This is a genomic window from Shewanella cyperi, assembly GCF_017354985.1.
GTDB classification, from domain to species: Bacteria; Pseudomonadota; Gammaproteobacteria; order Enterobacterales; family Shewanellaceae; genus Shewanella; species Shewanella cyperi.
This window is the reverse complement of record NZ_CP071501.1, coordinates 1,831,669-1,847,756: the sequence shown is the minus strand read 5'-3', so window position 1 is coordinate 1,847,756 and position 16,088 is coordinate 1,831,669. Positions and strand designations below refer to the sequence as shown.

General features: G+C 54.3%; 17 protein-coding genes. 5 read left to right on the top strand and 12 right to left on the bottom strand.

Annotation, left to right across the window (positions count from 1 at the left end; translation table 11 throughout):
* Positions 1 to 18 precede the first annotated feature (18 nt).
* Complete coding sequence (gene fadR, locus JYB84_RS07955; protein ID WP_207322867.1) at positions 19 to 735, bottom strand: fatty acid metabolism transcriptional regulator FadR; 717 nt, start codon at positions 733 to 735, stop codon at positions 19 to 21.
* A gap of 299 nt (positions 736 to 1,034) precedes the next feature.
* Here fadR and nhaB point away from each other — a divergent pair, with 299 nt between their 5' ends.
* A complete protein-coding gene (gene nhaB / locus JYB84_RS07950) occupies positions 1,035 to 2,621 on the top strand; it encodes a sodium/proton antiporter NhaB (RefSeq protein WP_207322866.1) in 1,587 nt (528 codons plus the stop codon).
* 81 nt (positions 2,622 to 2,702) lie between these two features.
* The gene (gene dsbB / locus JYB84_RS07945) at positions 2,703 to 3,215 is read left to right on the top strand and encodes a disulfide bond formation protein DsbB (protein WP_207322865.1); all 513 of its coding nucleotides are present in this window, start codon (positions 2,703 to 2,705) and stop codon (positions 3,213 to 3,215) included.
* A 72-nt stretch (positions 3,216 to 3,287) separates the two neighbouring features.
* Here dsbB and JYB84_RS07940 read toward each other — a convergent pair whose 3' ends face one another.
* From JYB84_RS07940 to JYB84_RS07930, 3 genes are all read right to left on the bottom strand, one after another.
* Complete coding sequence (locus JYB84_RS07940; RefSeq protein ID WP_207323148.1) at positions 3,288 to 3,695, bottom strand: YcgN family cysteine cluster protein; 408 nt, start codon at positions 3,693 to 3,695, stop codon at positions 3,288 to 3,290.
* A 90-nt stretch (positions 3,696 to 3,785) separates the two neighbouring features.
* The gene (locus JYB84_RS07935; RefSeq protein ID WP_207322864.1) at positions 3,786 to 4,763 is read right to left on the bottom strand and encodes a lytic murein transglycosylase; all 978 of its coding nucleotides are present in this window, start codon (positions 4,761 to 4,763) and stop codon (positions 3,786 to 3,788) included.
* A 26-nt stretch (positions 4,764 to 4,789) separates the two neighbouring features.
* Entirely contained in the window at positions 4,790 to 5,068 is a 279-nt protein-coding gene (locus JYB84_RS07930) for a YcgL domain-containing protein (RefSeq protein WP_207322863.1), read from the bottom strand.
* A 122-nt stretch (positions 5,069 to 5,190) separates the two neighbouring features.
* On the opposite strand from JYB84_RS07930, the gene minC reads away from it, so the two are divergent.
* From minC to minE, 3 genes are read left to right on the top strand one after another with little or no spacing between them, the layout of a single operon-like run.
* Entirely contained in the window at positions 5,191 to 5,856 is a 666-nt protein-coding gene (gene minC / locus JYB84_RS07925; protein ID WP_207322862.1) for a septum site-determining protein MinC, read from the top strand.
* 28 nt (positions 5,857 to 5,884) lie between these two features.
* Positions 5,885 to 6,694, top strand: coding sequence for a septum site-determining protein MinD (gene minD, locus JYB84_RS07920; RefSeq protein WP_207322861.1), 810 nt, complete (start codon positions 5,885 to 5,887; stop codon positions 6,692 to 6,694).
* Between the two features lie 2 nt (positions 6,695 to 6,696).
* Entirely contained in the window at positions 6,697 to 6,954 is a 258-nt protein-coding gene (gene minE, locus JYB84_RS07915; protein WP_207322860.1) for a cell division topological specificity factor MinE, read from the top strand.
* Positions 6,955 to 7,025: 71 nt separating this feature from the next.
* Here the strand turns inward: minE and rnd are convergent, their stop codons facing one another.
* From rnd to JYB84_RS07875, 8 genes are all read right to left on the bottom strand, one after another.
* On the bottom strand, positions 7,026 to 8,135 hold the full coding sequence (gene rnd, locus JYB84_RS07910; protein ID WP_207322859.1) for a ribonuclease D: 1,110 nt from the start codon (positions 8,133 to 8,135) through the stop codon (positions 7,026 to 7,028).
* Positions 8,136 to 8,189: 54 nt separating this feature from the next.
* Positions 8,190 to 9,866: a long-chain-fatty-acid--CoA ligase FadD gene (gene fadD, locus JYB84_RS07905; RefSeq protein ID WP_207322858.1), complete on the bottom strand. Its 1,677-nt coding sequence runs from the start codon at positions 9,864 to 9,866 to the stop codon at positions 8,190 to 8,192.
* Between the two features lie 193 nt (positions 9,867 to 10,059).
* Entirely contained in the window at positions 10,060 to 10,944 is an 885-nt protein-coding gene (locus JYB84_RS07900) for an alpha/beta fold hydrolase (protein ID WP_207323147.1), read from the bottom strand.
* A gap of 40 nt (positions 10,945 to 10,984) precedes the next feature.
* Entirely contained in the window at positions 10,985 to 11,791 is an 807-nt protein-coding gene (locus tag JYB84_RS07895; RefSeq protein ID WP_207322857.1) for a class I SAM-dependent methyltransferase, read from the bottom strand.
* Between the two features lie 81 nt (positions 11,792 to 11,872).
* Positions 11,873 to 12,568, bottom strand: coding sequence for a M50 family metallopeptidase (locus JYB84_RS07890; protein ID WP_207322856.1), 696 nt, complete (start codon positions 12,566 to 12,568; stop codon positions 11,873 to 11,875).
* On the bottom strand, positions 12,561 to 12,848 hold the full coding sequence (locus JYB84_RS07885; protein ID WP_207322855.1) for a hypothetical protein: 288 nt from the start codon (positions 12,846 to 12,848) through the stop codon (positions 12,561 to 12,563). Before JYB84_RS07885 ends, JYB84_RS07890 begins: the two co-directional genes overlap by 8 nt.
* Before the next feature lie 96 nt (positions 12,849 to 12,944).
* Positions 12,945 to 13,679 (bottom strand): tRNA (adenosine(37)-N6)-threonylcarbamoyltransferase complex dimerization subunit type 1 TsaB, encoded by a 735-nt coding sequence (gene tsaB, locus JYB84_RS07880; protein ID WP_207322854.1) that lies wholly within the window; start codon positions 13,677 to 13,679, stop codon positions 12,945 to 12,947.
* Positions 13,680 to 13,756: 77 nt separating this feature from the next.
* Complete coding sequence (locus JYB84_RS07875; RefSeq protein WP_207322853.1) at positions 13,757 to 15,679, bottom strand: ATP-dependent DNA helicase; 1,923 nt, start codon at positions 15,677 to 15,679, stop codon at positions 13,757 to 13,759.
* Between the last annotated feature and the right edge of the window lie 409 nt (positions 15,680 to 16,088).

The window sequence follows — 16,088 nt, the reverse complement described above, 5'->3', positions numbered from 1 at the left end:
TGGCAGCGTTTCGTTAAATCAGGCCTCGCGGGCAATGTCCGCCGGCATGTCATCGCGCAACTGCTGCCACATTTTGCCGCTGTTGATACCATAGCTGCGCATCAGTGCCGGTACTTCACCATAGCTCTTTTTCAGCGCCAACAGCTCCAGTGATTTGTAGAATTCCAGTGCCAGCTTACGTGCTTCGGCGCTGGTGAAATAGTAGCGACCAACACGGCTGTAGAGTCCTTTGAAACCGTTGAGAATCAAGACATACAAAGGGTTTCCTGACGAAAATGCCAAGGTATGGTGCAGCTCATAGTCATATTCGGCATAGGCCTCGGGGGTGTCCGGCAACTCATGGATCTTGCCAAGCACAGCTATGGCCGTGTCGGGGTTGTGGCGCAGCGCACCGCGGAAATAGATGGCACTGACATTGGTTCTGGCCGACAGCAGCTGATCAACCAATACGGGGAAACCTTCAGGGTTAAGATCAGCTATGGTTTCCAGGATATTCAGGCCAGAGGTTTCCCAAAAATTGTTTACCTTGGTCGGCTTGCCATGTTGAATGGTTAACCAGCCATCACGGGCCAGACGCTGCAGCACTTCACGCAGTGTAGTGCGGGTAACACCGATAAGTTCAGACAATTCCCGCTCTGCCGGCAGAATGGAACCGGGGGGAAACTTATTTTCCCAGATCGAACGTACTATGTACTTCTCTGCAAAACTTGCAGGGCCTTTGGCATTGATGATCATCTGCCCACTTTTCCGGTTATTCAGCACTATGATGGGCACTGATCATACCAGAGCGGTAAAAAATGAAAACCACCAGCACCAACCATTCCGGTTTATAAAAGGTGTTTAGTCACAAAAAACGCCTAAAAAGAGAGCAAGCGGGAAATTACGCTGACCGTTTTTGCAAATTGGTTCAGATTTTTGAAAGTCCGTTGTAAATGGCGGATTACATTGTGTGGGGCTTTAGGCTAGACTGGATTGGATTTCAATGACAAAACCATAAACTTTATAAATAATTCAACAGTATGGGAGAAGGTGGCATGCCTGTGACTATTGGTCAGGCGATATTTGGCAACTTTCTGGGAAATTCCCCCAGATGGTACAAATTCGCTATTTTATCATTCCTCTTAATCAACCCGATTTTATTCAGTCTGAATCCCTTTGTTGCCGGTTGGGCGTTGGTGGTGCAGTTTATTTTTACCCTGGCCATGGCACTAAAATGCTATCCATTACAACCCGGGGGATTGTTGGCCATTGAGGCCGTGATTATCGGCATGACCTCGCCCTCACAGGTGCTGCACGAATTAATCGCTAACATGGAAGTGTTGCTGCTGTTGATATTTATGGTGGCAGGCATCTACTTTATGAAGCAATTGCTGCTGTTTGCCTTCACCAAGATCATTACCAAGATCCGATCCAAAACCATGGTATCACTGATGTTCTGCTGTGCATCGGCGTTCCTGTCGGCCTTTCTTGATGCTCTGACAGTGATAGCAGTAATCATCACAGTGGCTGTGGGTTTTTACTCTGTGTATCACAAGGTGGCATCAGGCAAGGACTTCAGCTCGGATCATGACCACACCTCAGAAGCTGCCGAGCAGCTTAACCATGATGAACTGGAATCCTTCCGGGGTTTTCTGCGCAACCTGCTGATGCATGCCGGTGTGGGGACGGCCTTGGGCGGTGTTTGCACCATGGTGGGCGAACCGCAAAACCTGATCATTGCTGCCCAGGCTAACTGGAACTTTGCCGAGTTTGCCCTGCGCATGTCCCCAGTAACAGTGCCGGTATTGGTGACCGGTATCCTTACCTGTTTTATGGTGGAGAAACTGGGCTGGTTCGGCTATGGCGCCAAGTTGCCCGATGCAGTGCACAAGATCCTGACCGATTATTCTGCCTATGAAGATTCTCACCGTACCAACAAGGACAACGTCAAGTTGGTGGTGCAGGCCTTGGTTGGTATCTGGTTGATACTGGGACTGGCTTTCCACTTGGCAGCCGTGGGCATTATCGGCCTGTCGGTGATCATCCTGACCACGGCCTTCAACGGTGTAACCGATGAGCATGCCCTGGGAAAAGCGTTCGAGGAAGCCCTGCCCTTTACCGCGCTGCTGGCAGTATTTTTCGCCGTAGTGGGTGTGATAATCGATCAGCAGCTGTTTGCGCCCGTGGTGCAATGGGCCCTGAGCTTTGAAGGTAATGTCCAGTTGGTCATCTTCTACATAGCCAACGGCCTGCTTTCCATGGTCAGTGACAACGTATTTGTCGGCACCGTGTACATCAACGAAGTCAAATCTGCGCTGCTCCATGGCCAAATCAGCCGTGACCAGTTTGACTTGTTGGCGGTAGCCATCAACACAGGCACCAACCTGCCTTCGGTAGCCACACCCAATGGTCAGGCGGCCTTCCTGTTCCTGCTGACTTCGGCACTGGCGCCCCTCATTCGTCTGTCATATGGACGCATGGTATGGATGGCGCTGCCTTACACTGTGATGCTGTCAGTTGTCGGCATCATGGCCATAGAAACAGGTTTTCTGGAACAGTCGACCCGCTTCTTTTATGAAAGCGGATTGATCCACCATCACACAGTGCAGGAAGCCGCAGCGAACGCCCTGTCCAGCCACTGAGGTTGACCGGTACGCCGGCTTTAAGTAGAGTCTTGATTGCCCCGCGCTGACGCCGCGGGGCAATTTTTATATGGAGCACTTATGTTTAGCAAATTAACGCGCTTTGCCCATGGTCGCCTTGCCTGGGGACTGTTGGCGCTGACAGCACTTGGTTTGGAATTATCGGCCCTTTATTTCCAGTACGGGATGAAACTCGATCCCTGTGTCATGTGTATCTATATCCGCCTTGCGGTACTGGGCCTGTTGCTGGCAGGTATCATTGGCATGACAGCACCGACGCTAAGGCCAGTCAGGATGTTGGCGAGCCTGCTCTGGGGTGCCAGTGCGGCATGGGGAGTGAAATTGTCGATGGAGTTGGTGGACATTCAAACCAATCCTTCCCCCTTTGCCACCTGCTCCTTCCTGCCTGAATTTCCCGGCTGGATGCCACTGCATGACTGGCTGCCCTCGGTGTTTATGCCTACCGGCATGTGCACCGACATTCCCTGGGAATTCGCCGATGTCACCATGGCCCAGTGGATGATTGTGGCCTTCACCACGTTTCTTGCGGCCCTGGCGTTGTTTTTGGTGCCCGTGCTCAAAAAGCAAGCCTGAGAACATTGCGCCATAAAAAAACGCCCATGAGGGCGTTTTTTTATGGCTAACCAATACAGTCAATCCAGCTGCTCAGTCACAATCCAGCAGGGGCCAAAGCACTATGTGATCGTCCAGGTACCTGACCTTGGTTTCACAGACCACCTTACCCCTTACCGACATACCTGCCGCATGCATGGCATCCTTTGATCCGGTCAACAGCGGATGCCAGGATGGCAAATCGCGGCCCTTGTACAACCTGATATAAGCACAGCTTTCCGGCAGCCAATCCAATTGGCCAATATTGTCCACTGTGATCGCCGCACAACCGGGCACATAGGAGAAGCGCTCGGTGTAATGACGGCAGCGGCACTCATCCCTGTCGAGTAACTTGCAAGCCGCATTGGTGTAATACAGTTCATCGGTATCGTCATCTATGATCTTGTTAAGGCAACATTTGCCACAACCGTCACACAGTGATTCCCACTCCTGCGAACTCATTTCATCAAGGCGTTTGTGTTTCCAGAATTCAGTCACGTCTACCCACCTAGGCTCTATTTACTGCTTGGCCACCAAGGGCACGAATCCACACTATTCAATGGGCGGATATTTGATCCTTTCCGACAAATAGGTCACCGCCAGGGCCTCAAAGTCCGAGGCAAACAACTTGGACAGTACCCGGTAATTCTCATATACCAGATACTGCCTGCCCTTGGCTCCTTCGGGCATGATCAGTGACACCTGCATATCGGCACGGTCCGGAAGATCTGTACCATCATAACGCCTGACGCCCAGTTTCTGCCATTGGGCAAAACTTTCGCTGTGAGTCAAACCCACCAAATTGGCATCCAAGCCATCCGGTACCCGCACCTGGCGTCCCCAGGTGGCTTCCGCCTGCCAGCCATTCTTCACCAGCAAGGTAGCGATGGAGGCAAAAACATCGGTTGTGTTTTGCCAGATGTCCTTCTTACCGTCGCCGTCACCATCAGTGGCATAGGCCAAATAGTCTGCGGCGCTGAACGCTGTTTGTCCCAGCAGCCCTTTGGTATTGGCGGTAAAAGCATCGAATGCCAATCCATCCCTTGCCAGCGCCTTAAGTCCGGCCAGCACCTGTTCACGGTGAAACGCCTTATCATCGCCGTCGTAGGCCAGTGACGCATTCACAGTCAGCGCCGGATAACCAGCACTGCGGTTACCGAATTCTGACCTGAGTCCCCACAGCGCCACCACAAATCTCGGCTGTACCCCAAATTGTTTTTCAATCTGCAGCAGGCTTTCATGATGCAGCTTGAACTGCTCGCGGGCCTGTTCCACCAGGGACTCGGGGACCCTGAAGGGGAAATAGTCGTCCAGCTTTTCGGGCTGAGCCTGTGGAGCCCCCCCGGCAGAAGCCTTTTTAAACAGTTTAATTTGCGAAAAAGCGCTGTTCAGCGCTTCATCATTCATACCAACAATCGACTTTGCCTCTTGCTTCAGCCCCGCCAGAAACTCAGGGTAGGTTTCGCTGTGGGCCGGCGCCGCGACCAAAAAGGGCGCCAAAAACAAGGGCAACATTTTGTTATCGATCACAGGGTCTCCTTTTAGCTTTTATCAGCTTAATCCTTGAGTCCCAGGCTGAGTCTGTGCTCTTTGAGCAGGTTTTCGGTCGGCGGTGGCAACTGAAGGTAGTATCCCTTGTCAGCCAACTCGCTGCGCACTTTGTTAATATCAGCCAGTCCCAGGACCTGTCTTTTTTGCAACGGTAACATCATTACCAGAGTCGGGGTACCAAACATGTCCATTAAGGCATCGGGCACCTGACTGAAATCATCGCGTTTGGGCACAAACAAATAGGTTTCAGCTTTACGACTGCTTTTATATACCGCACAAATCATGGTTGTTTCAAATTCCCCGTTATCAAACTTGCCAGCCAATTGGGCACACTATAACATGGGCCCCTGAGAATATAATGCAAATCAGCGCCTAGACTGGTTAATTTCTGGAGTATTTTGCGGGGATGCCAAAAGCAAGCCTGGAATTAAAGGGATCGTCTTTTACCTTGTCCGTTTTGCATATTAACAGCAAAGATTTGGACAGTATTGCCACCGAGTTGGACAGCAAATTGGCCCAGGCACCACAGTTTTTTCTGGGTGCACCTCTGGTCGTCAATCTCAGTGCCCTGTCGGATGGAGAGGTGGACCTTGCCGCCCTAAAACAACTGTTGGAGTCGCGGCAGTTGGTCATCGTCGGTGTTACCGGCGCCAGCAACCCATTGAGTGAACAGGCCAAAGCCCTTGGGCTTGCCATACTCAAGGCCGGCAAAGAAAGCAAAACACCTCCCCCGCCCCCCAGAAACACCCGTATAGTGAAACAGAACGTACGTTCAGGACAGCAGATTTATGTCAAAGACGGCGATCTGGTGATCTTCGGAGCAGTCGGTAACGGTGCCGAAGTCATCGCCGATGGCAGTATCCATATTTACGGTGCTTTAAGGGGTAAGGCCATGGCCGGCGCCAGCGGTGACGCGAATGCCGTGATCCTTGCGCAATCCCTTGAGGCAGAACTGGTTTCCATTGCAGGCCAATATTGGCTGACTGAAAACCTGCAAAAGCATGTTACCTCAAAAAGCGGTTGTATTCGCCTCGTCGGCGAGTCGTTAACGGTTGAATCACTGCCCCAATAAGGGACAGATTTAAAGGATAAATAGCGACATGGCACAAATTATTGTTGTCACTTCAGGAAAAGGCGGCGTGGGTAAAACCACCTCCAGTGCGGCCATAGCCACCGGCCTGGCACTCAAGGGCCACAAGACAGTGGTCATTGACTTTGATATCGGCCTTCGTAACCTCGACCTTATCATGGGTTGCGAACGCCGTGTGGTCTATGACTTCGTCAATGTGATCAACGGCGAGGCCAACCTCAATCAGGCGCTCATCAAGGACAAACGCTGCGATAAGCTGTTTATCCTGCCGGCATCCCAAACCCGTGACAAAGATGCCCTGACCAAAGAGGGTGTCGGTCGGGTACTGGAAGATTTATCCAAAGATTTTGATTTCATTATCTGTGATTCACCGGCCGGGATTGAAACCGGTGCCATGATGGCACTGTACTTTGCCGATATCGCCATAGTCACCACCAACCCGGAAGTGAGTTCAGTGCGCGATTCGGACCGGATCCTGGGCATGCTGCAAAGTCGCTCACGCCGCGCCGAGCAGAACCTGGAGCCTATCAAGGAATACCTGTTGCTGACGCGTTACTCTCCAAGCCGGGTCAAATCAGGTGAAATGCTCAGTGTCGCCGACGTGGAAGAAATTCTGGCCATTGAACTCATTGGCGTGATCCCCGAGTCACAGGCCGTACTCAAGGCCTCCAACTCGGGTGTTCCCGTAATCATCGACCAGGAAAGCGATGCCGGCCTGGCCTACAGCGATACCGTGGCGCGTCTGCTGGGTGAAGAAGTACCGGTACGCTTTGTCACGGAAGAAAAGAAGGGATTCCTCAAACGAATTTTTGGTAGCTAATTATGTCCTTACTCGACTATTTCAGAAGCAACAAAAAATCCAGTACCGCAGTTACGGCTAAAGAAAGGCTGCAAATTATCGTTGCCCATCAACGGGGTGAGCGGGGAGCACCGGACTATTTCCCGCTGATGAAGCAGGAAATTATCGAAGTGATCCGCAAGTACGTGCAGATCTCGCCTGATCAGGTTTCGGTTCAACTGGAACAAAACGACGATAATATCTCGGTACTTGAGCTGAACGTTACCCTGCCCGACAGGTAAGGTAAGCCGAACTGCCAATAAAAAAGCCGCCTTGGGCGGCTTTTTTATTGCGCTTTTGCAAACAATGCGGCTTACAGACTCAAGTTAGCCAGCGCTTCTTTGGCCAACGCACCACGCCACCCCTGCATCACCAGCGGCTCGTCGCCGATACGACCATCCCAGACATACTGCAGGTATTCGTGGATATGACGTTTGGAACAGAGCAATTCCGAAGGCACCTGCTGCTGTTCACAGATCTCTGTGAGGGCTGTCTTGATGTCCTTGAAGGCCTGCTTATAACCTGGCTTCAGGGCTATCACATCCAGGGGCTCGGGCAAATGCTGCAGATCCGCGCTTTGCATCACCCGCAGCAATTCCTTGCCGTGAATGCGCTTTTCCTGCTCGGTCAAATCAACTATCTTAAGCAGTTCATTCATGGTCTGGGGTTGCTTTTTCGCCAGAGCTATCAGGCCATGATCCTTAATCACAAAGCCCAGCGCCAAATCCCTGTCCAGCGCCCGCTCCAGACGCCATTTGGCCAGCACCTTGAGATAGGCCAGCTGTTTGGGCTGTAATTGGAAGGCGTTCTTAACCCGCAAATAAGCGGTGTCGCCATCGGCTTGCTGCAATCGACCTTCGGTCATGCGCTCGCCTTCTTCCAGGGCCCATTGCAACCTGCCCTGCTGCTCAAGCTTTTCCTTGAGCTGAGGATACAACTGATACAGGAAGTACACGTCATTGGCCGCATATTGCAGCTGGGCCTCGGTCAAGGGACGCTTCATCCAATCGGTACGGGATTCCCCCTTGTCCAGCACTTCCCCCAGACACATTTCCACCAGCTTGGCGTAACCCAGGCCATGACCCAGGCCGGCCAGAGCTGCGGCTATCTGGCTGTCAAACAGAGGCGTTGGCTGGCAGCGACCGTTGCGGGCAAACACCTCAAGATCTTCGCTGCAGGAATGCACCAGCTTGGTGATGGCTGGATTGGTCAACAGGGCCCAAAAGCCGGATAAGTCTTTAACGGCCAGGGGGTCGATAAGGGCCAGGGTCTTGCCATCATAGGCCTGGATTAAGCCCAGGCGGGCATAGTAGGTACGGGTGCGGACAAATTCGGTATCCAACACCAGCAAATTGGCCTGGCTGTACTGGGCAACCAGTGCCGCCAATGCTTGATCATCTTTTATATATTCGAAGGCTAACAACCCAGGTCTCCCACAGGGCGGGCAACAAAAAGCCGGCTGTCGCCGGCTTTGGATTCATGCTTTTTTGAGTTCTTCGTCCCGAAGCTCCCGGCGCAGAATCTTTCCCACATTGGTTTTTGGCAACTCATCGCGGAATTCTACCAGCTTGGGCACCTTATAGCCCGTTAAATGATGCTTGCAGTGCTTGATGATGTCCTGTTCGGTCAAAGATTTGTCTTTCGCGACCACAAAAATCTTCACCAACTCGCCGCTGGCGTCATTGGGCACTCCAATGGCTGCCACTTCGAGCACCTTGGGATGCATGGCCACCACATCTTCGACCTCATTGGGGAAAACGTTGAAGCCTGATACCAGGATCATGTCCTTCTTGCGATCCACCAGGAAAAAGAATCCCTGTGGGTCCATGTAACCTATATCGCCTGTGGCCAGCCAGCCGTCCTTATCCAATACCTTGGCAGTTTCTTCCGGACGCTGCCAGTAACCCAGCATCACCTGGGGGCCCTTGGCGAACAGCTCACCGGTTTCTCCCTGGGGAAGCACCTTGCCGTCTTCATCACGAATTTGGATCAGGGTGGAAGGCGCCGGAAAACCAATGGAGCCGTTATAACCGTCAAGGTTATAGGGACAGCAGGTCACCAGTGGTGAGGCTTCGGTCAAACCATACCCCTCAAGCAAGCGGGTCTGGGTGATCCCCTGCCACTTTTCGGCCACGGCACGTTGTACCGCCATGCCGCCACCTATGGACAATTTAAGCCGGGAAAAATCCAGCGAGGCGAAGTCGCTGTTGTTGACCAGGGCATTGAACAGGGTGTTGACACCGGTCAGTGCCGTGAACGGATATTTGCGCAATTCACTGACAAAGGCGGGAATATCCCTTGGGTTGGTGATCAGCAGGTTTCTGGCGCCCTTGTGCAGGAACAGCAGACAGTTCACGGTCAGGGCAAAGATGTGATACAGGGGCAAGGCGGTAACCACCAGCTCCTTGCCGTCGGTCAGCAGCGGCGAATAAGCGCCGTCGGCCTGCAGCACGTTGGCAACTATATTACCGTGACTGAGCATGGCGCCCTTGGATACGCCTGTGGTACCACCCGTGTATTGTAAAAAGGCCAGATCGCTGTGCTCAAGCTCGGGCTTGACATACTGCATGCGGCGACCGCGGCTCAGGGCATCGCGCATGGAAATCGCGTGTGGCAATGAATACTTGGGCACCAGCTTCTTGATGTACTTGACCACAAAGTTCACCAGGGTGCGCTTGGGGGCACTGAGCATGTCGCCCAGGCCGGAAATGATCACACTCTCCACCGGGGTTTCATCAACCACTTCTTCCAGGGTCCGGGCAAAATTGGACACCACCACTATGGCACGGGCACCCGAGTCTATCAGTTGATGTTTGAGTTCTCTCGGGGTGTACAGGGGATTGACGTTTACCACCACCAGACCGGCCCGCAGTATGCCGAACAGGGCTATGGGGTATTGCAGCAGATTGGGCATCATGACGGCAACGCGATCGCCCTTTTTCAGTTTGAGCCGGTTTTGCAGGTAAGCGGCAAAGGCACGACTGCGCTCTTCCAACTTACGATAGGTCAGTACCGCGCCCATATTGATAAAGGCGGGTTGATCTTCAAACCGACCAACCGCATTTTCAAACATAGCGACCAAGGTTTCGAACTGGGCCGGATTGATTTCCGCCGGCACGTCATGTGGCAAATGATTGATCCAAGGCTTGTCCACAGAAGTCTCCTAACACCCCACTGCCGCTCACAACGCCATTCGTTCGCCCGATTTTCAGGGAGTCGAATGTACCGCTCGGCGCAGCTTTTTCTTAGATTGTTATTATTGAATCGCCCAAAAATCATACGGGCGTTTGAATTTCGAATCATCATCACACAAAAGCAACAAAAAGCCCAGCCCCTTTTTGCGGGCTTTATCGGGCGAGCTGCTGCGGCTGGAGAAACTCTCTTATGGCTTTGGCCGTGGCTTCAGCATGGGACATATGGAAATGATGATCACCCGGCAGTCTCTGGTGATTGAAGTTCAGATACCAATCCTTGGCCTTGGGTAACATGCGCGCTATGGTCTCATACCCCTGCTCCGCCAGCAGTGCCAGGGTGGGAATTTCACTGCCTGCCATCAATGCATCGGCATGCTCCGGTGTCAACCGCTGGGGTGAGTCCAGCTTCAAGCGTTTATCGGTACGCCAGCACCAGTGGCTCCCCCTTGCCAGCAGATTGCGCTCAACGATAAGAGCTGCGTGTTCCAATGCCATACCTGTCAGTTTTTGCCTGAGCAGGGCCACGGCCTCGACGCTGGGATAGAGCTTGTCTTCCCCCGTGCGCTCCCGTCCGTGCTGGGCAAAACTGCGAGCCAGACGGGCTTTGGCATTGTCGGCACTTTCGGTTAAGGGCCCCAGGGCATCAAGCAACACCAGCGCCTCGGCGGCATGGGGATGGGCGGCACAATAGGCAGAGGCCACTATGCCCCCCAGGGAATGACCGACAATCGCCACCGGTGCCAATCCAAATTCGGCAAGCCAACCCAGAATGGCGTGCAAATCGTAAAGATAATCCAGCCAATGCAGCGGATAACCACCCAATCTGTGCTCACTGTGACCATGTCCCGGCCAGTCGGGCGCCAGAATACAATAGTCCTGCAGGGACGCGGCCAGGGGAACAAAGCTGTTGGCATTGTCGAGCCAACCATGCAGCGCGAGCAGCAAAGGTTTATCGGTATCACCGAAAAGGCGGGCCGCAAACTCAAGGTGCCCGGGATGAAAGCGAATGTCCCGGACCTTTACACCATCGATGATAATGCCGGCGTCACTGCCGGCAAGGATCCTTTGCCAGGGCACATCAGGCTCCGGGTTTGACAAACTTCAGCGTCATGCGATCGCTCTCGCCAATGGCCAGGTACTTTTCCTTGTCCGTATCACCCAACGCCAGACGGGGAGGCAGGGTCCAAACCCCTTTGGGATGATCTTTGCTGTCCTTGGGATTGGCATTGATCTCGCTTTTGGCGGCCAGGGTAAAGCCGGCCTTTTCCGCCATGGCAATCATCTGCGCCTCATCCATGTAACCCGAGTCCATAGTCATGCCTGGCTTGGCCCTGTGTTCCACCACCCCGAGCACGCCACCGGGCTTCAACACCCGGTACGCCGAGTCGAACACGGTTTCCAATTGCCCTTGCATGGCCCAGTTATGCAGATTACGGAAGGTCAACACCACATCGGCGCTGTTGTCATTGCCAAGGGAGCTTTTGAATGGCGGATCAAAGGCCAGGCTGGAGGCGTTGCCAAGTGCCGACCTGTGTTCATCAAGCCAGGCCTCGAAGGCCAGCCCAATTTTGGCCCGATAAGCGGGGGCCGGATTGTCTTTTGCCGGCTGGGTATCGAAATTGGCGGCCACATAATGGCCGTCTTTCGCCAACAGTGGCGCCAGAATTTCCGCATACCAACCACTACCGGGCCAAAGCTCAATCACAGTCTTGCCCGCCTGGACATCGAAAAAACCTAAGGTCTCACCTGGATGACGGTACTGGTCGCGCGCTTGATTATCGGCACTGCGCAGGGGATTGTTCAGGGCCTGCTCCATGGCGGGATCGGCATGGGCTGTAAGGGAACAAAGCGACAACAGCATGCCGCACAGCAGGGTCTTTTTCATGGGGAAACTCCTTTTACCAGTCTAAGGCTTTGATATGGTTAACCTAAGCTAACAGCCACAACCGCCCTTGCCAAGCAGGCTTCATACTTTGTTACCAATGAGCTGATCGCGCGCCAAACTGATCCGCTCAACACGGCGCCAGCACAGATACAGCACACTCAGCGCCAACAACAGCCAGAGCACAATCCAGAAGATTTCCGGTAACCAGGTCAGCTCGGCAAGTAACGCCGCATCCCCGCGTCCCCCCATCCCCAGCAATACCGTCGGGCTGGCCAAAGCATTAAGCATCACCATTAAGCCCATGATCCTCAGGCCCGACACCAGCCAACTGGCCTGACTTAAGCGCAGCGGCAGAAAAAAGAGTATCGCCAGGCAAAGCAGCATGGATAAGGTCAACAAGTCACGGCCCCAGGCGACTATGACCCCAAGCACCATGGTGCCGAGCAAGGCATAGCTGGTGCGGATCCCCCTGGGCCAGGTTGCCAGGGAAAACAGCAGCCCGCCCCACAGGGCTGCGCCGGCGTAACCGGCGATGCCGATAAGCACTGGCATGCCGCCTTCGCTGAAGCACAGGCCGGCACCATTGGCAAACAAACTGATATGGCTGACTTCACCACCGCTGATGACGGTCATAAAGGCATGGGATAATTCATGGAAAAAACTTTCCAGCCACTTGAAGGGAATACCCAGCCAGGGTAGCCGGGTCAGGGTCAGAGCCAGGAGTAATTCAAACAGGAAGCGGGAGCGGCCGGGGATCCCGGTCAGGGGATCAGGCATAGAGATCGATTCCCACCATCTTTTGGATCTGTTCACGCTTATCGGCGTGTTGGGTCAGCAGGTATTGGGAAATGGCGCCCTGATTGGCGCGGGTGTGTCTGTCATAGGCCAGTTTGGCGTTAAGGCGCTCATCCAGGGGCACCAAAAAGCCCTTGGCCGACCTGGCTTCAGGCTGTTCTGGGTCAACCGTAACGGTTTCCTGCTGCTGGCGTGCAGCCACGGGGGCTATCTGGCGCGCGCCCATGTTGACGGGAAGACTGCGATTGAAGTCCAGCTGCATTGCCCCTCCGGATTGCACATAGGCCGCTATCCCCTGTGGGGACCAGGAGAATGCGCTCCCGTGTTGGCCCTGTGCCATCATAATTACACCCCGTTATTATTCACGCCCGGGTAATTTCTTCCAGGCTACGGTATCACGCAAGTAAACGGGTTCCAAGTCATCGACCGAGGTCACCTGGCCCAGCGCTATCCCGGCCTTGGCCAATTCAATCATAGCCGCCGCAGAGGGGAATTTCACCTTATCTGAGGCAACCAGTCCGCCATTGAGTTCAAGCAGTTGTGGGTAAGCATCAAAACCGGTGCCACAGGCATACACCTGACTGCCGGCATCGACCAGGGCCACCAGTTCGGGAGGACATACCTGTTCCTCGCCGACCAGGGTCGCCAGGCCATTCACCAGTTTGAACTGGCCCATGTAGACCTCTCCCATGCGGGCATCGATGGCAGCCAGCACTTCCGGTGCGCCTTCCTGCTGCATCACCTGCTGAGCCATGGCCGCCAAAGTGGAGATGCCAATCACGGGCAAGTCTCTGGCCAGTGCCAGCCCCTGCGTCATGCTGGTACAAATCCGTATGCCGGTAAAACTGCCCGGACCACGACCATAGGCAAGCAGATCCACATCCGCCAGGGTCAGGCCGGCGTCGGTCAGCAAGGCGTCTATCATCGGCAGTAAACGTTGGCTGTGCTCCCGCGGCGCATCGGCCATGTCGGCGTAGAGTTGCCCGTTGGCCCAAAGGGCAGCAGAGCAGGCTTCGGTACAGGTATCCAGGGCCAAAATGACGGGATTGGCGCTCAGTTGGATGGCGGAGGGAGTTTGGCTCATGTCACTCATCTTCAAATCCGGTGCCGCTATAGGCTGCGGCAAAAAAGTGGCGCCATTCTACTAGAAAGCCCCCGGGGAATACAGACTCAGGGAATGTCAGCCAGGAATGCCAAAGCCCGGTCCAGATCCCGGGTGCGGGCCATAGGCGGCAATGACCCGAGAAAGGCACGCCCATAATCGCGGTTGACCAAACGATTGTCACAGATGATGAGCACTCCTTTATCACGCTCATCACGAATGAGACGTCCGGCGCCCTGCTTAAGGGCAATCACCGCCTGGGGTAAAGACACCTGGGTAAAGGGATCCAGTCCCTGGCGCTGGCATTGACCGGCGCGGGCCCGGAAAAGAGGATCATCGGGAGAAGCAAAAGGCAGTTTGTCTATGATGACGCAGGACAGCGAATGGCCGCGCACGTCCACCCCTTCCCAAAAACTGCCGGTACCCAAGAGTACCGCATCCCCCAGTTGCCGAAACTTGGACAACAGCTGCTGCTTGCTGCCCTGCCCCTGCACCAGCATGGGATAGGGCGTACGCCCCGCAAGTCCATGGGCCACCAGTTGCAGCATTCTGTGGCTGGTGAACAGCACAAAGGTGCGGCCTCTGGCCGCCGCAAAAGCCTTCAGGCAGATATCCACCAGGCGTTTGACCATGGCCGTCTGATTGGCCACATGCCCCAGGTGGCGCGGCACACAGAGGAGCGCCTGATTGGGATAGTCAAAGGGACTGGAGAGCACCACTTGCCGCGCCTTTGTCAGCCCCATTCCCCTGACAAAGAAACCCAGAGAGCCCTGCACCTGCAAGGTCGCCGAGGTAAATACCCAGCGGCTGTTATCATTGAACAGCTCAGCGCACTGGCGCGCCACATCCATGGCGGCAATCCGCAGCTGTAAATGCCGCTCCCCCCACTCCACACTGTAGGCAGCCTCGGGATTATCACAATGAAAAAATTGTTCCAGTTGTGCCCGCACCTCGGTCAGCGACGGCGCCAACACATCCAGTATTTCGCTGCGGCCCAAGTGGGCCTGGACCAATTTTTCCAACGCCAACAACTCGGCCACCAGGGCCCAGGAAGCCGCTGCCATTTCCTTGTCGGCCAGGCTGTCACGCCAATCGTTATAGCCCTTGTCCAACAGCCGATTTTGCCAATCGCTCAGCCGTTCGCTGCAACGACCGGCCATGGCAGCCAGCTGCGCCGTATCGCGCAGTTGCTGCTGGTACACCTTGTCGACCTCATCCAGCAGCCGTTTGATACGGCCCATCGACAATTGCGAGCCGAAATAGCTGACGGCAATATCGGGCAGCAAATGGGCTTCATCAAATACCACGGCATCGGCATCGGGCAGCAATTCGGCAAAGCCTGTGTCTTTAAGCAGGCGGTCGGCAAAAAACAGATGGTGGTTAACCACTATAAGCCTGGCCTGCAGCGCCCTTTGCCTGGCCTTACGGGTAAAACACTGCTCATAGAAGGCACACTTTTGTCCGCCGCAACTGTCGCGACTGCTGTTTATCATGCCGATGGCGGGTGAAGACTCGGAAACGCCGCTGAGATTGCCCAGATCGCCGTCTGTGGTGCTATCGGCAAACTGCTGCAGCTTGAGCAGATCGTCCAGCACGGCTTCCTGATGTGTGCCCACAGCTTCCAGCTGACGGGCCAAGCGCCACTGGCACAGGTAATTACTGCGCCCCTTTAGCAAGGCCACCTGAATGTCCAGCCCCAATAAGCCAAGCAGTGCGGGTAAATCCTTGAAAAACAATTGCTCCTGCAGATTTTTCGACCCGGTACTGATGATAATCTGCTTTCCGCTCAGCAATGCCGGCACCAGATAGGCAAAGGTCTTTCCCACGCCCGTACCGGCCTCCAGCACCAGGGGCTGAGCGGAACTTGTCAAACACCCGGCCACCTCGGCGGCCATCTCCAGCTGCACCGCCCGTTCACGATAGTGACGCAATTGGCTGGCCAACAGCCCCCCTTGCCCAAGCACAGCATGCACGCGCTCAACCAGCGACATGCCTTTGCCCGCAGGGGTTCCGGGGCCGGATGTTGGCGTTTGGGCTGTTGGGAAAATGCGGCTGGCGGTCAAAGTCAGAGTCGATAAAGTTCAAATGCCTGCATTATGCGGGAATTCGCTTGCGGAACAAGCCTTGTATTTTTCATTCACTCGATGCTCATTGGGGTAATTGCATATTCATTCATCATGAGGATTTTTGAAGTTAGGTAAAAATTAGGTTGCAATGGCAAAAAAATAGGCTTAGTTTAAACCTCACGACGGGCAATTGACCCGCAACAGATGCTAAAGAGGATCCACCATGTTCTTACTTCCGACTGCCAAGCACCATCATCACCATCATAAGCGGTAGCCTTCGGAAGCTCACTGCCGAAGGTTTATTTCCTTCTGGCGGTCAGGATCTAAAGTTTCA

Excerpts from the sequence above, each read along its gene's own strand:
- fadR (WP_207322867.1), bottom strand. The coding sequence starts at position 735 with ATGATCATCAATGCCAAAGGCCCTGCAAGTTTTGCAGAGAAGTACATA.
- nhaB (WP_207322866.1), top strand. The coding sequence starts at position 1,035 with ATGCCTGTGACTATTGGTCAGGCGATATTTGGCAACTTTCTGGGAAAT.
- dsbB (WP_207322865.1), top strand. The coding sequence starts at position 2,703 with ATGTTTAGCAAATTAACGCGCTTTGCCCATGGTCGCCTTGCCTGGGGA.
- JYB84_RS07940 (WP_207323148.1), bottom strand. The coding sequence starts at position 3,695 with ATGAGTTCGCAGGAGTGGGAATCACTGTGTGACGGTTGTGGCAAATGT.
- JYB84_RS07930 (WP_207322863.1), bottom strand. The coding sequence starts at position 5,068 with ATGATTTGTGCGGTATATAAAAGCAGTCGTAAAGCTGAAACCTATTTG.
- minC (WP_207322862.1), top strand. The coding sequence starts at position 5,191 with ATGCCAAAAGCAAGCCTGGAATTAAAGGGATCGTCTTTTACCTTGTCC.
- minD (WP_207322861.1), top strand. The coding sequence starts at position 5,885 with ATGGCACAAATTATTGTTGTCACTTCAGGAAAAGGCGGCGTGGGTAAA.
- minE (WP_207322860.1), top strand. The coding sequence starts at position 6,697 with ATGTCCTTACTCGACTATTTCAGAAGCAACAAAAAATCCAGTACCGCA.
- JYB84_RS07895 (WP_207322857.1), bottom strand. The coding sequence starts at position 11,791 with ATGAAAAAGACCCTGCTGTGCGGCATGCTGTTGTCGCTTTGTTCCCTT.
- JYB84_RS07890 (WP_207322856.1), bottom strand. The coding sequence starts at position 12,568 with ATGCCTGATCCCCTGACCGGGATCCCCGGCCGCTCCCGCTTCCTGTTT.
- JYB84_RS07885 (WP_207322855.1), bottom strand. The coding sequence starts at position 12,848 with ATGCAGCTGGACTTCAATCGCAGTCTTCCCGTCAACATGGGCGCGCGC.
- tsaB (WP_207322854.1), bottom strand. The coding sequence starts at position 13,679 with ATGAGTGACATGAGCCAAACTCCCTCCGCCATCCAACTGAGCGCCAAT.
- JYB84_RS07875 (WP_207322853.1), bottom strand. The coding sequence starts at position 15,679 with ATGTCGCTGGTTGAGCGCGTGCATGCTGTGCTTGGGCAAGGGGGGCTG.